The sequence below is a fragment of the [Clostridium] aerotolerans DSM 5434 genome, assembly GCF_000687555.1.
Taxonomy (GTDB): domain Bacteria; phylum Bacillota; class Clostridia; order Lachnospirales; family Lachnospiraceae; genus Lacrimispora; species Lacrimispora aerotolerans.
In genome coordinates this window covers 397,319-412,331 of sequence record NZ_JHWJ01000002.1, presented here as the reverse complement: position 1 = coordinate 412,331, position 15,013 = coordinate 397,319, and the positions used below count along the sequence as shown (strand labels likewise).

Annotated in this window: 13 protein-coding genes and 1 tRNA gene; 12 read left to right on the top strand and 2 right to left on the bottom strand. The window is 40.8% G+C overall.

All coding sequences use genetic code 11. The features are described from left to right. Positions 1–11: 11 nt before the first annotated feature. Complete coding sequence (locus tag T546_RS25240; RefSeq protein ID WP_156951289.1) at positions 12–185, bottom strand: hypothetical protein; 174 nt, start codon at positions 183–185, stop codon at positions 12–14. A 300-nt stretch (positions 186–485) separates the two neighbouring features. Between T546_RS25240 and T546_RS0104680 the strand changes: the two genes are divergently transcribed. Both T546_RS0104680 and T546_RS0104675 read left to right on the top strand, forming a co-directional pair. Then, positions 486–1,367 (top strand): hypothetical protein, encoded by an 882-nt coding sequence (locus tag T546_RS0104680; RefSeq protein ID WP_026890626.1) that lies wholly within the window; start codon positions 486–488, stop codon positions 1,365–1,367. A gap of 172 nt (positions 1,368–1,539) precedes the next feature. After that, on the top strand, positions 1,540–1,860 hold the full coding sequence (locus T546_RS0104675; RefSeq protein WP_156951288.1) for a hypothetical protein: 321 nt from the start codon (positions 1,540–1,542) through the stop codon (positions 1,858–1,860). A 1,040-nt stretch (positions 1,861–2,900) separates the two neighbouring features. On the opposite strand, the gene T546_RS0104665 is transcribed toward T546_RS0104675, so the two are convergent. Continuing rightward, positions 2,901–2,972: transfer RNA gene (locus T546_RS0104665), tRNA-Arg, on the bottom strand. A 111-nt stretch (positions 2,973–3,083) separates the two neighbouring features. Between T546_RS0104665 and T546_RS22840 the strand changes: the two genes are divergently transcribed. The 10 genes from T546_RS22840 to T546_RS0104615 all read left to right on the top strand — a co-directional run bounded on the left by T546_RS22840 (position 3,084) and on the right by T546_RS0104615 (position 15,012). Continuing rightward, a complete protein-coding gene (locus T546_RS22840; RefSeq protein ID WP_051629606.1) occupies positions 3,084–3,899 on the top strand; it encodes a hypothetical protein in 816 nt (271 codons plus the stop codon). A 71-nt stretch (positions 3,900–3,970) separates the two neighbouring features. Beyond that, positions 3,971–5,035 carry a tRNA preQ1(34) S-adenosylmethionine ribosyltransferase-isomerase QueA gene (gene queA, locus T546_RS0104655; protein WP_026890624.1) on the top strand — a complete coding sequence of 355 codons (1,065 nt, stop codon included), beginning with the start codon at positions 3,971–3,973 and terminating at the stop codon, positions 5,033–5,035. Beyond that, positions 5,032–6,741 carry an ABC-ATPase domain-containing protein gene (locus T546_RS0104650; RefSeq protein ID WP_026890623.1) on the top strand — a complete coding sequence of 570 codons (1,710 nt, stop codon included), beginning with the start codon at positions 5,032–5,034 and terminating at the stop codon, positions 6,739–6,741. The genes queA and T546_RS0104650 overlap by 4 nt, the downstream gene beginning before the upstream one ends. An 18-nt stretch (positions 6,742–6,759) precedes the next feature. Beyond that, positions 6,760–7,419: a redox-sensing transcriptional repressor Rex gene (locus T546_RS0104645; protein WP_026890622.1), complete on the top strand. Its 660-nt coding sequence runs from the start codon at positions 6,760–6,762 to the stop codon at positions 7,417–7,419. 20 nt (positions 7,420–7,439) lie between these two features. After that, positions 7,440–8,366 carry a LysR family transcriptional regulator gene (locus T546_RS0104640; protein WP_026890621.1) on the top strand — a complete coding sequence of 309 codons (927 nt, stop codon included), beginning with the start codon at positions 7,440–7,442 and terminating at the stop codon, positions 8,364–8,366. Positions 8,367–8,480: 114 nt separating this feature from the next. Continuing rightward, positions 8,481–9,671, top strand: coding sequence for an iron-containing alcohol dehydrogenase (locus tag T546_RS0104635; protein ID WP_026890620.1), 1,191 nt, complete (start codon positions 8,481–8,483; stop codon positions 9,669–9,671). Between the two features lie 139 nt (positions 9,672–9,810). Further along, entirely contained in the window at positions 9,811–10,608 is a 798-nt protein-coding gene (locus T546_RS0104630; protein ID WP_026890619.1) for a sirohydrochlorin cobaltochelatase, read from the top strand. Continuing rightward, positions 10,605–11,606 carry an FAD:protein FMN transferase gene (locus T546_RS0104625; RefSeq protein ID WP_051629604.1) on the top strand — a complete coding sequence of 334 codons (1,002 nt, stop codon included), beginning with the start codon at positions 10,605–10,607 and terminating at the stop codon, positions 11,604–11,606. Before T546_RS0104630 ends, T546_RS0104625 begins: the two co-directional genes overlap by 4 nt. A 67-nt stretch (positions 11,607–11,673) precedes the next feature. After that, the gene (locus T546_RS0104620; protein ID WP_026890617.1) at positions 11,674–12,099 is read left to right on the top strand and encodes a GtrA family protein; all 426 of its coding nucleotides are present in this window, start codon (positions 11,674–11,676) and stop codon (positions 12,097–12,099) included. 15 nt (positions 12,100–12,114) lie between these two features. Next, a complete protein-coding gene (locus T546_RS0104615) occupies positions 12,115–15,012 on the top strand; it encodes a YfhO family protein (RefSeq protein ID WP_026890616.1) in 2,898 nt (965 codons plus the stop codon). Position 15,013 lies beyond the last annotated feature (1 nt).

Sequence of the window (15,013 nt, the reverse complement as noted above, 5' to 3'; positions counted from 1 at the left end):
AAATTCGTATGTTATGGGCGTAGTTTTTTACTCAACGACTGAAGCTTTCGTTCTTCCAGAGTATAATGGGGAACTTTACGTTTTTTCGACCGATGGGTGCAGAAATCATCTATGCTTATATCACCGGCATACATTCTATGAAATTCTTCCCTGGTGGGAACCTTTGTTTTTCTATGATAGTCCATAATTGTGATTGTTTCTCCTTTCCATTTATATTGGCAGCATCCGAAGGATACCTGTACGGTACATTCCCTTAAGGATGTAAATGGCATGGGAGAGAGAATTGAGATAGAAATTTGTGAATGGGAGGAAACAACAAATTTAAAATACAGTTAATATTTTCTTGTGATGCCATACTATCATAAGGAGAATCGTTTGTCAACAGGGATGAAATAATCGCAAACATTCAAAAATATTAACCGTATTGACATACAAATCATCTTGTGTTAAGGTTGAAAAAATGCGTCATTTCACCGGAGGTCACTATGGGATATCAAAAATTAGCAAATTTATGTGAAGAATATGGTATTGATATTCAGAAAAAGATTTTGGGAGAGATATCAGAAAAAGATATTTTATCCATGAATGAAGATGATTGGCTTTCCCTATTTCTTACTATGGGTCTCGATAACATGCAGACAATTCAAAAAACAAGGACCTCCCTCCGTAAGCTTTATAATGTATTCCAGTCAATCGGTGATACAGATTATAATCCTTTTGATTCTTATAAGCTGGAAGCTAAAAATATTTATCAATCGGCGAAGAAGAATATTTATATTACCCCTTTGGAATTGGATATTGGAATTAATCAGCTGAAGAACAAGGAAATAGGTGCCTGTATCCTACGCCTTTTCTATGAAGGAATACGGGAGTCAGGGGATTTATATCACATTACCATGGATCAGATTGATTTAGAGAATCGCAAAATTTATTTTGAAAATCATACTATGGATATGTCAGAAGACTTATACCATTCTATGAAAATCTACTTAGATACCTGGGATATGGATAATTTTAAATTAATAAGACCATATGAAAATAGCTTTGTAAAGGTGAATCAATATAGGAGCACAACTGATTTTTATATCAATTTTTCCAATACAGCTTCCAGGTTTGTCAGCAAGGCAGGTTTTAAAAAGATTCATTTATATGGATCAGGATTTATTAATTATTTATATAAGAAAAGTGGCTCCATTGATAAAATGGACGAGTTATTCTACGCAGATGATAAGGTTAGAGGCCTGATGATGGAGCTGTGTGATGAGATAGAAACCTATGGGAGAGAATATGGTCTCTTTTTGGAAGGGAAATATATTAGATATCGTTATAAAAGTTATTATGAAAGTTTTAAACTTAAGAACAAGTGAGCCGGTGATTCCGGCTTATTTTTTTGCACAATATTTTAAATCAATAGCCTGATAAGAACATACGTTCTGATTGGGCTTGACGAAATTAATTTCCGGTGATATGATACATACAGAACACGCGTTCGAATATTGGGGAGATGATATGAGAATAGAATTTGTGGAAGCGCTGCTAATGAGCAGACAGGACAGTAAAATAACAGTTAATATATTTTCTTGTCGAGGAGGAGAAGGCTTTAGGGCTTGCCAGACCATTGAAAGGGCCTGTATCAATAAACAGGATTATGATATAGGTCTGGAAATAAAGGACAAGGAAGATGGAGAGGCCATAGTTATAATCGGCTATCCCAAATTAAGAGATGTCGGAATTATGGAGTTGGGAGACTTGATTCTGACTTTTACATACGATACGGTTCGGATTGAACTGGCTATAAAAAGAAGAATACAATCTGCCAGAAACAGGTACAATGAAGATGTAATTGAAATAAGGGATTAGATTATGTTATGTTTCAAAATTCAAAGCAGGTAGTCAGGCACAATGAAGTAAAAATCTTCATAACTTAGGTGTAAACGCCTGAGTCAGATTATCTTGCACATGCTTTACAAGTATAGCTGCGATATCAGATCCAACCGGGCAGCTATGGTAAAGTTTTATGATATATTTTATATAGAGCAACTTTTTATAATCACCCTGGGTGTTTTCATAAATGAAAAGGTTAAACAGAATCTTGGTCTAAATGATATTTAGGCAATTTTATGGATGCACCACGGCTAGGTAACTAATAGCCGTGGTGAATAAAAGTAAGGGTGCTTTAAATCTTTTATTACCAGAGTAAAAACTTCTAGAATTCTACAGATACTTTTCTTACATATAGATTAAGATTGAGTGCTGTTGAAAATACTTATGAATCCTTAGATTTTATATTATCTTTCTATTATTTCATAAAGTCTGACCTTTGGATTTGATTGAACTAAGCAAATAGATGATTTAAGAATTACTAATTAGAATCTTCTTGCTATACTATAAGCTCCGCCAGTTGGAATTCAAGATTGCGAAACAAGCTTTGATTGTATGTCTTAGCTTCTTTCCTGATTCACTTAAATGCAAGATTCCAATAGAGATCAAATACACAATCCATTATAAGAATAAAGAATACTTATGAATCTATAATTTCTATTATAATTTTTAGAGAGTGAATAATGTTCCACTCTCTTTTATTTTATTTGCTTTAATGTAAACAAATACGTTTTTGTAGAAATATGTCAGTAATAATAATTATGTAGTTTACTTGGAGAAAATGGAATAAATTTTCTATACGAAAGAGGAATAGGGGCTTAAATGCTAAATTAAGGAATATAATGAGGACACAACAAAATATACTTTAAAAGTGGAAAAGCATCTGACTAGTTAGTTGTCCTAAAATGACTACTTATATCTCAAAAGTAATTGAAAAATTCAGTTGGAAACTTCAAATATGGAAATAGAAGAATTAAATAATAGATAAATACAAGAATTATTTTCGGGCAAAAAAATAGTGCATCTGATAGGAATCGAACCTACGCACACGGCTCCGGAGGCCATTGCTCTATCCACTGAGCTACAGATGCATCTTTTATATTCTACTATAAGAAGTTTTAAAGCGCAAGAGTTTTGTTGATTTTTATCGCATTTTTTGCTAAAATGAAAAGGAGATTCATTCTCCAGGAGGTCAAGCCCATATGAAGCACTTATTGGAAAAATGGAAAAATGGTACCATGGACGTTTTGAAGCGTTACTGGAAATTTCTTGCCATTCCATTGGTAGTAATTATACTTATGATCACGGTAGTTATCCTCGATAAGCCGGGTCAAGGGGAAAAGGATTTATCATCGAAGACAGGAAATTCTGTTGGTGCGGAGGATAATGGATCAGGTGAAGTTCCAAAGGCAGAGATCGTTTTAAAGAAGGATGCAGTACCGGAAATCAAGGAATTAATGGAAGCATATTTTAAGGCCAGAAAAACCTGTGATAAAGAAGCTCTTTCTGCGGTATATGGAGGAACTAGCTCGACAGAGGAACTGAATCAGCAGATTACCAGAATGGAAGAAGAGGTAAAATTCTATCAGGATTATGAAAATCTGGTTTGCTATACAGCTCCAGGCTCAGAGGAAGGCGATTTGCTTGTTTACACAAGGTTTGATGTAAAATTCCGTCAGGCGGAGTCCCTGGCACCTAGTCTCATCGTTTGCTATGCTAAGAAGAATGCAGACGGAGCGTATTATTTGGTTGCCGAAACGGATAAAAAGCAGTCTGAGCTAATGGAAGAGGCCAACCAGTCAGATGAAGTTCAGAAGCTGGCTAAAGAAGTAAATGAAAGCCTTGATAAGGCATTAAAGTCTGATGAAAATCTTTTAGCTGTTTATCATACCTTGATGAATCAGGAAGAGGAGACTGGGGAAAGCTCTGAGAGCGAGTCAGAGGCTGGAAAAGAAACAACCAGTCAGGAGACAGAAGCAGCCAAAGAGTCTGCCAGCCAGAGCAGTCAGGCGAATTAATATGTAAGAACAGATGCTTCTCTGCGTGGCACCGTGCAGAGGGGCATTTTTATCAAAGGAGATAATAAATCATGAACGTGAGAGATTTTAATTTTGACTTACCCCAGGAGCTGATCGCCCAGGATCCCCTGTTAGATCGTTCTTCTTCCAGGCTTTTAGTGATGGACAAGCAGACAGGAGAAATCGAACATAGGCATTTTAGAGACATTCTTTCCTATTTAAAGGAAGGCGATTGTCTTGTAATCAATGACACTAAGGTAATTCCAGCCAGACTATTTGGAGTAAAGGAAGGAACGGAAGCAAAAATTGAGATTCTTCTCTTAAAAAGAAGAGAGAATGATATTTGGGAAACCCTTGTTAAGCCTGGGAAGAAGGCGAAGGAAGGAACCGTTATATCCTTTGGTGACGGACTTTTAAAAGGAACTGTCATTGACGTTGTGGAAGAAGGGAACAGGCTCATTCAGTTTAGCTATGACGGGATTTTTGAAGAAATTTTAGATCAGCTGGGACAGATGCCTCTCCCTCCTTATATTACCCATCAGCTTCAGGATAAAAATCGCTATCAGACGGTGTATGCAAAGCATGAAGGATCTGCGGCTGCACCAACTGCCGGGCTTCATTTTACAAAGGAATTGTTAGAGGAAATCGAGAAAAAAGGCATTTCCATTGCTCGGGTAACGCTTCATGTTGGACTGGGAACCTTTCGCCCGGTGAAGGTGGATGCTATTGAATCCCATCACATGCATTCCGAATTCTATATGGTAGAAGAGGCGGAGGCAAAGAAGGTCAACGATACCAAAAAGAACGGCGGCCGAATCATCTGCGTTGGAACCACCAGCTGCCGCACGGTTGAATCTGCTTCTACAGAGGATGGAATTTTAAAGGCAGGAAGCGGGTGGACTGAAATTTTCATTTATCCAGGATATCGTTTTAAGACATTGGATTGTCTGATTACCAACTTCCATTTGCCGGAATCGACTCTAGTGATGCTGGTTTCTGCACTGGCAGGAAGAGAGCATGTGCTTCATGCTTATGAAGAGGCAATCAAAGAGCGTTATCGTTTCTTTAGCTTCGGAGATGCCATGTTCCTTACAGACCTTACTAACAATCAGAATGGGAGGAGGCCTTTGGAATGAAGACTTCCGGGGATTTAAAGCAATTTCTCCGTTCCATAGACGGAAAAGGATATCCTGCTTATAAAGGGGCAAAAGGAGAATATCAGTTTCCTGGCTATGTGTTATCCATTGACCATGTACAGGGGGATCCTTTTGCCTCCCCCTCACGGATCAGCATACAGGTACAGGGTAAAAAAGCAGCATTCCCAGCTGATACTTATAATTTGAAACATAAAAGAATTGCTCTTTCTGACGAGCTGTTAAGACGTTTTGGAAAAATGCTGGAGCCATACTCCTTTCAGGCAAAGGGATCTGGAAAAAGCGGGCTATTATCAATCAGTCGTCCTGGACAGGAGATTTTAGAACGGACCGCCTGTCAGGTGGATGGAATCAATGGCAGTCTGACTTTTCGCCTTGAAGCAGGATTTCCTGCCAATGGAAGATCCATACGGTCGGAAGAGCTTATTAAGATTCTGTTTGATTTTCTGCCAGCATGTATTTTAAAGGTCTGTTTTTACGACGCTTATAACCAGGAGGAAAAGGCAGGGATAACATCGGTAATCGAGCTTTCCGAAGACCAGGAAGCCTTAAAATGCAAGTTATCTGACCTTGGTCTTATTGCATTTGTTGCCAATGGTGCCATTCTTCCCAGACAGTCAGGGATATCCAATCGACCAATGGCAAAAGCAGTACCATTTCAATCTCCGTCCTCCATGGAGGTGGAGATTGTTCTTCCTCACAGAGGAGCCATAAAGGGAATGGGAATACCAAAAGGAGTGACTCTTATTGTTGGAGGCGGATATCATGGAAAATCCACACTTTTAGAGGCACTTGAAAAAGGAGTGTATCCACACATTGCCGGAGATGGCAGGGAATTTGTCATTACAGATTCCTCCGCTGTTAAGCTTCGGGCAGAGGATGGAAGAAGCGTAAGAAAGGTAGATATCTCCGGATTCATCAACCATTTGCCCAATGGGAAAGATACCAGCAGATTTTCTACTGAGGATGCCAGCGGAAGCACATCTCAGGCGGCTTCCATGGTGGAGGCCATGGAAGCAGGGGCACATGTATTTCTAATTGATGAAGATACCAGCGCAACTAATTTTATGATACGTGACCGTCTCATGCAGCAGGTAGTAAAGCCAAGCCAGGAGCCTATCACTCCATTTATTGAGAGAATTCGGGGACTTTATGAATCAAAAGGAATTTCCACCATACTGGTTGCAGGAAGCTCTGGTGCTTATTTTCATGTTGCAGACCATGTCATTCAAATGGATTCCTATGTTCCAAGAGAGATTACAAAGGTAGCAAAGGAAGCTGCAAAGTCGTTTGGGGAAGCAATGCAGTCTCTTGAGTTTCCTCCTGTCAATCTTAGCCGTATTCCTTCCCGCCTTGAGACGGGAGGAGACGGAAAGCGGTCTAAAACAAAGGTGTTAGGCAGGGATAGTCTTAAGCTTGATTCTGAAACAGTCGATCTGCGTTATGTGGAACAGATTGCAGATATTGAGCAGATTGCTGCCCTGGGGTATCTGATTCAGTATGCAGGGGCCCACCTTATAGATGGTAAAAAGACGCTGGTCCAGATAGTGGACGAGCTGGAGAAGCGGATGGAGTTACAAGGCCTGAATGTTCTGGGAGAAAAGAGTTATCATCCCGGTAATCTGTCGGTTCCCAGAAGACAGGAAATGTTTGCAGCATTTAACCGGTGCCGCAGCCTGCGTTTTTAGAAGGGGAGGTATTTGCTTATGGAAGAAAAGAAACATATGGTGGGAGGAATCTCCCGAAAAACGCTGGAGCGCCTTCCGGTTTATCATCATTACCTGGAGCAAAAAGAGAAGGAAAAAGCAGAAACCATTTCTGCTCCCTTAATGGCCGCTGATTTAAAGCTCAATGAGGTTCAGGTTCGAAAAGACCTTGCCATGGTGACCAAAACTGGGGGAAAGCCCAAGATGGGGTATCAGATTCGGGAACTAATCCGGGATATTGAAGAATTTCTGGGCTATCATAACACCAATCAGGCTGTTTTAGTAGGGGCAGGCTCTTTGGGAAAAGCTCTTTTGACTTACCGGGGGTTTGAACAGTATGGGGTGGAGATTGTGATGGCCTTTGATTCCGATGGAAGAAAGGTGAACACTAAAATCGGAGGCAAGCTTATTTTTCCCTTTGGAAAGCTGGAGAATCTTTGCCAGAGAATGAACATTCATATTGGAATTATTACAGTTCCGGCACATGCGGCCCAGGAGGCCTGTGACCATCTGGTGGCAGCAGGGGTAAAGGCAATCTGGAATTTTGCGCCCATTCATCTAAAAGTTCCGGGGCATGTTCTGGTTCAGAATGAAAATATGGCAGTTTCCCTGGCGGCGCTGTCTAAATATCTTTATGAAGCTGAAAAGGAAGGCAGGTAGCATACAAAGGAGGAAGGCGTTTGAATACGGTACTATTACAATATGCGGTTGAAGTAGAAAAAACAGGCTCCATCACCCAGGCAGCAGCAAACCTTTACATGGATCAGCCAAATCTGAGTAAGGCAATCAAAAGTCTGGAAGAAAGTCTTGGTGCTCCTATTTTTAAACGGACTCCCAAAGGGGTGGTTCCAACGGAACGGGGGAGAGTGTTCCTGGAATACGCAAGGAACGTTCTGGTACAGATTGAGGAAATGGAGCACTTATATAAGCCCGATGAAATCAATGGCATGAAATTTTCTCTTTCTATGCCAAGGGCAAGTTATATCAGCCTTGCCTGTACCAGATTTATAAATGCCATGGATCCGGAAGAATCCATGGCTGTCTGGCTGAGGGAGACCAATACAGCCGAGACCTTAAGGGATGTAGAAACAGGGGAATACAATTTGGGGATCATCCGATACCAGTCTTCATCAGAGGCTTATTACAGGCAGATCACATCAACAAAGGGCCTTAGCATGGAGCCCTTGTTTGATTTTTCTTTAAGACTTCTTTTATCCTCACACCACCCTCTGGCTAAAAAGAAAGAGATAAATTCAGAAGATCTGGCACCCTATATTGAAATCTCCCATGGAGACGGAGTAACCAGGAACAAAGAGACCTTTGAAAGGGATACGCATCTTAAAAATCCGGCCAAGCGGATCTATGTATTTGAGAGAGGAAGCCAGTTCGACCTTTTATGCGAGAATCCAGATTCCTATATGTGGGTATCTCCCATGCCAGACCAGGTACTAAAGCGGTATCATCTGATTGAGCGGAAATGCATCGGAAATCATCGGTTATTTCAGGATTCTATCATATATAGAAAGGGATATGCCTTTACTGCCTGGGATAAGGAATTCTTAAAAGAACTGGAGTCCTCAGAGCCTTTATCCGCCAAGGAGTGTTAAATATATATCAATATATATATACTGATATATACCTTTTTACCTTTGTATTTCCTGTCGAATTATAATACAATATTTTTATAGCAAGAACTGGAAATTCATAAGGAGGGTTATAACATGGCTAGATTTACATTACCGAGAGACTTGTATCACGGAAAAGGTGCCTTAGAAGAACTTAAGAATTTAAAGGGAAATAAGGCAATCGTGGTAGTTGGCGGCGGTTCGATGAAACGATTTGGATTTCTTGACAGGGTTGAGGCTTACTTAAAGGAAGCTGGAATTGAAGTAAAGTTATTTGAAGGGGTAGAGCCTGATCCAAGCGTGGAGACGGTATTAAAAGGCGCTCAGATGATGCGCGAGTTTGAACCAGACTGGATCGTTGCAATCGGCGGCGGTTCCCCAATTGATGCAGCAAAAGCAATGTGGGCATTTTATGAGTATCCTGATGTCACATTTGAAGATTTATGTATCCCATTTAATTTCCCATCCTTACGTTTAAAGGCTAAGTTCTGTGCGATTCCGTCTACTTCCGGAACAGCAACCGAAGTAACGGCATTCAGTGTTATTACAGATTATCAGAAGGGTATTAAATATCCGTTAGCAGACTTTAACATCACACCAGATGTTGCGATCGTCGATCCTGACCTTGCCGAGACAATGCCTCAGCAGCTGACCGCTTACACTGGTATGGATGCTTTGACACATGCAGTAGAGGCTTATGTATCTACCCTTCACTGTGACTATACCGATCCTCTTGCGCTTCATGCGATCAAGATGATACATAATGATTTGATTAAATCCTATCATGGAGATTTAGAGGCTCGTGCACGTATGCACAATGCACAGTGCCTTGCAGGTATGGCATTCTCCAACGCACTGTTAGGTATCGTTCATTCCATGGCCCATAAGACAGGGGCTGCATATTCCGGTGGACACATTGTTCATGGCTGTGCAAATGCAATGTATCTTCCTAAAGTAATCAAGTTCAACGCAAAGGTTTCCGAAGCAGCAACACGTTATGCTGAGATTGCCCGCTTCATTGGTTTAGAGGGTAATACTGACGAAGAACTGGTTGATGCATTGATTGCTGAGATTCGTTCCATGAATGAAAAGCTTAGTATTCCAACCTGTATTAAGGAATATGAAGGCGGAATCATTGACGAAGCAGAGTTCAATGATAAGTTAGCGTCAGTAGCCGAATTAGCAGTAGGTGATGCATGCACCGGCTCCAACCCAAGACCGATTACACCGGCTGAGATGGAAAAACTGTTGATTTGTTGTTACTATGATAAAGAGGTAGATTTCTAAAAAATCTCCTAAAATGAATGCAATGTGAGTCGTAGGCGCAAGACCTTTTGGTTTTGCGCCTACGGTGCGTGAAAAGGAGTTTGACAGTAAAAATCATCTGTGATATGGTAATCAGGAAATATACATATAGGAGAATGAAATGAAAAAAGCGGTTTTAGTAGTGAGTTTTGGTACAACCTATAATGAGAGCAGAAAAAAGACCATTGAGGCCATAGAACAGGCAATCAGAGATGAATTCAAAGACTTTGAAATACGCCGTGCATTCACCAGCCGGATTATTATCGGAATTCTTAAAAATAGAGATAAAATTGAAATAGACGGAGTTTCTGAAGCTCTTCTACAGTTGGAAGAGGAGGGCTATACCCATGTGCTGGTTCAACCCACTCTGGTTATGGGCGGGGAAGAAAATGACCGCATGCTTTCAGCTGTAGAGGAATATAAGGACCATTTTGATAAAATAATTTGTGGACAGCCCCTTTTAACCTTAGAAGAGGATTATGAAAGGCTGACAAAAGTGCTGATTGAGGATACCAGGGAATATGATGAGGCTGGAACGGAAATCATATTTATGGGACATGGCACCGAGCATGTTGCCAATGAAGCATACCATCGACTGGCAGGTGTTTTTTCCAGCCAGAATTTTGACCGTTACCATATTGGAACCGTAGAGGCAGAACCTACGTTTCAGGATATTATGGAAGAGGTAAAGAAAACAGATTCCACCCGTATTATCCTTCAGCCTCTGATGATCGTATGCGGAGACCACGCCCACAACGATATGGCAGGAGAAGAGGATGACTCCTGGAAAGCTCAGTTGGAAGAAGAGGGTTATGAGGTAATCTGCCGGTTAAAGGGCATGGGAGAATTAGATGGCGTTCGCCAGATCCTGGTAGATCATGCAAGGGAAGCTAAGGGTAAGATGGAGGAAATGGAATGATAAAAGGGAAAAAGCTCCTTTTTATTGCCGGATTGGCAGCGTTTTTGCTATCCGGCTGTGACCGGAAGATAGAACCTGTCAGCAAATCCGGTTTTTTACTGAATACGTATGTTACCGTTACCATCTATGATAACGATGATCCTAAGATATTAGACGGCTGCCTGGAATTATGCCGTTCCTATGAAAATATATTAAGCAAGACCATAGAAGGCAGCGAAGTTTACAAGCTGAATCACAGGCCGAAGGATCAGCAGACAATTACCGTATCGGATGATATTAAAAATCTGATTACCAGAGCAGAATATCTTTCAAAGATATCAGGAGGAGGCTTTGATATTACCATAGAGCCCTTGTCTTCCCTTTGGGACTTTACCTCTCAAAATCCTGTCATTCCCCCTGAACATGAGATCAAAGAAGATGTGAAAAAGGTAAATTATCAGAACTTAAAGCTGGAGGGAAACAGTCTCACCTTTTTATCACCGGATACCACTCTTGATTTTGGTGGAGTTGCAAAGGGATATATTGCTGACCGTTTAAAGGATTATTTAAAAGAGCAGGGCGTCAAAAGTGCTATTATTAATTTAGGCGGAAATGTCCTTTGTGTGGGTGAAAAGCCAGATGGGACACCATTTAAAGTGGGGCTTCAAAAGCCTTTTGCAGATCGGAATGAGACCATAGAAACTCTTAATATAAATGATATGTCAGTGGTGTCTTCCGGTGTTTATGAACGTCATTTTATAAAAGACGGGGTCAATTATCACCATCTGTTAGATCCTAAGACCGGATACCCCTATCGTAATGGTCTTGTATCGGTTACCATTATATCAAAGATTTCTGGTGACGCTGATGGTCTTACTACCGCCTGTTTTTCCCAGGGACTGGAAGGAGGACTTAAATTAGTCAATTCCTTAGAGGATGTTTATGGGATATTTATTACTGATGATTACGAGGTTTACTATTCGGATGGAGCCAAAGACTTTCTGGAAGTCAAGCCCTAGATTCCCTTTACAATTTTCCTTCCCTATAATACAATAGAGGAAATGTAATTTTACAGGAGAAAAAGAAATGTTAAAGAAAATATGGCATAAATTCATGAGCCGTGAAGTCATTTCTTATTTGATATTTGGAGTCTTGACAACCCTTGTGAACTGGGTAGTCTATGGCATGATGGTAAAAACCGGCGTAGATTATCGAATCGCAACAGCAGCAGCCTGGGTCATATCCGTTCTGTTTGCCTATGTTGTAAATAAAATTTTTGTTTTTCAAAGCTATGACATGCATCTTAGTTTTGTGATAAAGGAAGTCATATCCTTTACCACGTGCAGAGCAGCATCAGGCGTCATAGAATTGGTTCTGATGGTGATTATGGTTTCCTGGCTCAATATGGATGAATATGTAAGTAAAGTACTGGTATCCGTAGTAGTAGTGGTAGCAAACTATGTATTCAGCAAACTTTTCATATTCCGAAGCAGTGAGGAAAAACCCCTGTAAAGAGAGGTAAATGAAATGGAACACGATGACGAGATTGAGAAAATATCAAAAGAACTTGAGAATATGCTAAAGATGACATCAGATGAAAAAGAAAATACAGCAGGGGAAACAGATTTGAAAGAGAACGAGAACAACCAGAAGATGGATCCAGAGCTTATAGATCCTCCCAAAATCCATTTGCTTGTGCCGGTGGAAGGTATGGAGGAATTGTATGAGGAAGGTCCATCAGAATCTGATGATAATGAAAACGATTTAAAAGATACGAAGAAGCCTTTGGCAGAATCAGAGGATCCTTTTGAAGAGGATACTTATGAAGAAGATATGGCAGAGGATTTCATGGAAGAGGACATTATAATAGAAGAAACGGATATGGATGATGAAGATCAGAGACCGGAGCGGAAAGGCCTGGTAAGGGAAAGACGGTCTAGTACTACCCTGGTGCGGCCTGTGGATGGACTTTTGGCTGCCTTTTTTGTGCCCATGATCGTTATGGTCATCATATTCGCCCAGAGAGGGATTTTCCCTTTTGGGGAAGAAAGCTTTTTAAGAACGGATATGTATCACCAGTATGCGCCGTTTTTTTCTGAGTTCCGGTACAAGCTGACCCATGGAGGCAGTCTTTTATATAGCTGGGATATTGGAATGGGTGTGAATTTTGCAGCCCTTTATGCTTATTACCTGGCAAGCCCATTAAACTGGCTGTTGATATTCTGTCCGAAAAATTCGGTCATTGAGTTCATGACCTATATGATCGTACTGAAGATCGGTCTTTCCGGTTTAAGCTTTTCCTGGTATTTAAGAAAGCACTTTAAAACCAATGATTTTGGAATCGCATTCTTTGGTATTTTTTATGCTCTTTCCGGATATATGGCAGCTTACAGCTGGAATATTATGTGGCTGGACTGCATTCTTTTATTCCCCATCATCATGCTGGGACTTGAGAGACTGGTAAAAGAAAAGAAATGCTTTCTCTATTGTATAACTCTTGGCTTATCAATTATATCGAATTATTACATATCGATTATGATATGTATTTTTATGGTCTTCTATTTTGTAGTTCTTCTTATTTTAGAAGGAAGACGGCCATGGAAGGAAGTCTTTGTTAACGCCTGTCATTTTGCCTTATTTTCTCTTTTGGCCGGAGGTCTTTCCGCGGCTGTCCTGCTGCCGGAGATTTATGCCCTTCAGATGACCGCTTCCAGTGACTTTAACTTCCCACAGACCATAAGTTCCTATTTCTCCATCTTTGATATGATTGCCAGACATCTGCCGGCAGTGGAAACGGAGATCGGACTTGACCACTGGCCCAATATATACTGCGGCGTTGCAGTTCTTATGTTCTTTTTATTGTATCTGGGCAGTTCAAAGATTAAAAGAAAAGATAAGATTGTTATGTGCTCACTCCTTCTTTTCTTTTTTGCAAGTTTCTCAGTCAATATTTTAAACTTTATCTGGCATGGATTTCATTATCCCAACAGCCTTCCATGCAGACAGTCATTTATTTATATATTTCTCATGCTGGCTGTGTGCTACCATGCTTATACTCACCTTCATCAGACACCGTGGAAACATGTTGTGATATCCTTCTTTGCTTCCGTGATCTTTGTATTAATGGCTCAGAAGCTGATTACGGACGATGCCTTTCATTTTTCCATCTTTTACGTGGCCCTCTTATTCCTGGGGGCTTATGCAGGGCTGATTCATCTCTACCAGAAAGGATTCAATCGTAATGTACTTGTTTTGGTAGCTCTTGGCGTAGTAGCCCTGGAAGCTGCGGTTAATACTACAGTAACCAGTGTGACGACCACAAGCCGGACCAGTTATGTAAAAGACAATGAATCATCCATGAAGCTGGCTGCAAGCTTAATGCCAAACGATACCTTTTACCGGGTGGAAAAAGTAGACCGTAAAACAAAGAATGACGGAGCGTGGCTTCACTTTCCTACGGTTTCCTTATTCTCCTCCACAGCCAACGCGGATTTATCCAAGTTCTTTAAAAAGATTGGCTGTGAAAGCTCCACCAATGCCTACAGTATTACGGGTAGTACCCCTTTAGTGGATGCCCTGTTTGCAGTTAAATATGCCCTCTATTCAGAAGAACCAGAAGAGGGAGATACCATTTCTACACCGCTTTCTAACGAAGAGGATATGTATTTGCGCCAGAACAATTATGCATTGTCCCTGGGCTTTATGATGCCTTATGATGTGGAAAATAACTGGCAGCTGAATCTCACTAATCCAGCAGAGGTGCAAAATGATCTCTCCGTGGTCTTAGGAGCCAGTCCTGTGCTGACAGAAGTGCCGAGTGAGATTAAAGGAACCAGCTTCTCATTTACCCCTGAGGAAGAGGGAGATTATTACGTTTACGTCAGCAATAAAAAGGTGGAAAAGGTAAATGCATTTATCGGCGAACGATCAAAGAGCTTTGATAATGTAAGCCGTGGATATCTTCTGGAGCTTGGAACTGCTAAGGCAGGAGAAAAGGTCACCATTAATAATGAAGACAATGAGCAGGATCTGATTGCAGTTGCCTATCGCTTTAGTCCGGAGGGGCTTAAATCGATTTACGATATCTTAAATAAGAATTCCTTAACCCTTACGAAATGGTCTGATACTCAGATTAAGGGCACTGTGAATGCTGACCGGGCAGGTCTTTTGTTCTTAAGCATTCCTTATGATAAGGGCTGGACCATATATCTGGATGGCAAAAAAGTGGATTCCTATAAAATATTTGACACCTTTTTAAGTGTGCACATGACAGCAGGAACGCATGAAATCACACTGGAATATATGCCTCAGGGCTTAAAGCTTGGCGGAGCCATAACATTGGGAAGTGTTCTGATCCTTCTCGTGATCGCAGGCATCTCCTTAAGAAAAAGGAAGAAACATCATCCCATGCGGGTACACAATTAAC

Bases quoted from the DNA above. Each gene is read 5' to 3' on its own strand.
- T546_RS0104675 (WP_156951288.1), top strand. From the start codon at position 1,540: ATGAGCAGACAGGACAGTAAAATAACAGTTAATATATTTTCTTGTCGA.
- T546_RS0104645 (WP_026890622.1), top strand. From the start codon at position 6,760: ATGGAAGAAAAGAAACATATGGTGGGAGGAATCTCCCGAAAAACGCTG.
- T546_RS0104680 (WP_026890626.1), top strand. From the start codon at position 486: ATGGGATATCAAAAATTAGCAAATTTATGTGAAGAATATGGTATTGAT.
- T546_RS25240 (WP_156951289.1), bottom strand. From the start codon at position 185: ATGGACTATCATAGAAAAACAAAGGTTCCCACCAGGGAAGAATTTCAT.
- T546_RS0104650 (WP_026890623.1), top strand. From the start codon at position 5,032: ATGAAGACTTCCGGGGATTTAAAGCAATTTCTCCGTTCCATAGACGGA.
- T546_RS0104630 (WP_026890619.1), top strand. From the start codon at position 9,811: ATGAAAAAAGCGGTTTTAGTAGTGAGTTTTGGTACAACCTATAATGAG.
- T546_RS0104615 (WP_026890616.1), top strand. From the start codon at position 12,115: ATGGAACACGATGACGAGATTGAGAAAATATCAAAAGAACTTGAGAAT.
- T546_RS22840 (WP_051629606.1), top strand. From the start codon at position 3,084: ATGAAGCACTTATTGGAAAAATGGAAAAATGGTACCATGGACGTTTTG.
- T546_RS0104635 (WP_026890620.1), top strand. From the start codon at position 8,481: ATGGCTAGATTTACATTACCGAGAGACTTGTATCACGGAAAAGGTGCC.
- T546_RS0104620 (WP_026890617.1), top strand. From the start codon at position 11,674: ATGTTAAAGAAAATATGGCATAAATTCATGAGCCGTGAAGTCATTTCT.
- queA (WP_026890624.1), top strand. From the start codon at position 3,971: ATGAACGTGAGAGATTTTAATTTTGACTTACCCCAGGAGCTGATCGCC.
- T546_RS0104625 (WP_051629604.1), top strand. From the start codon at position 10,605: ATGATAAAAGGGAAAAAGCTCCTTTTTATTGCCGGATTGGCAGCGTTT.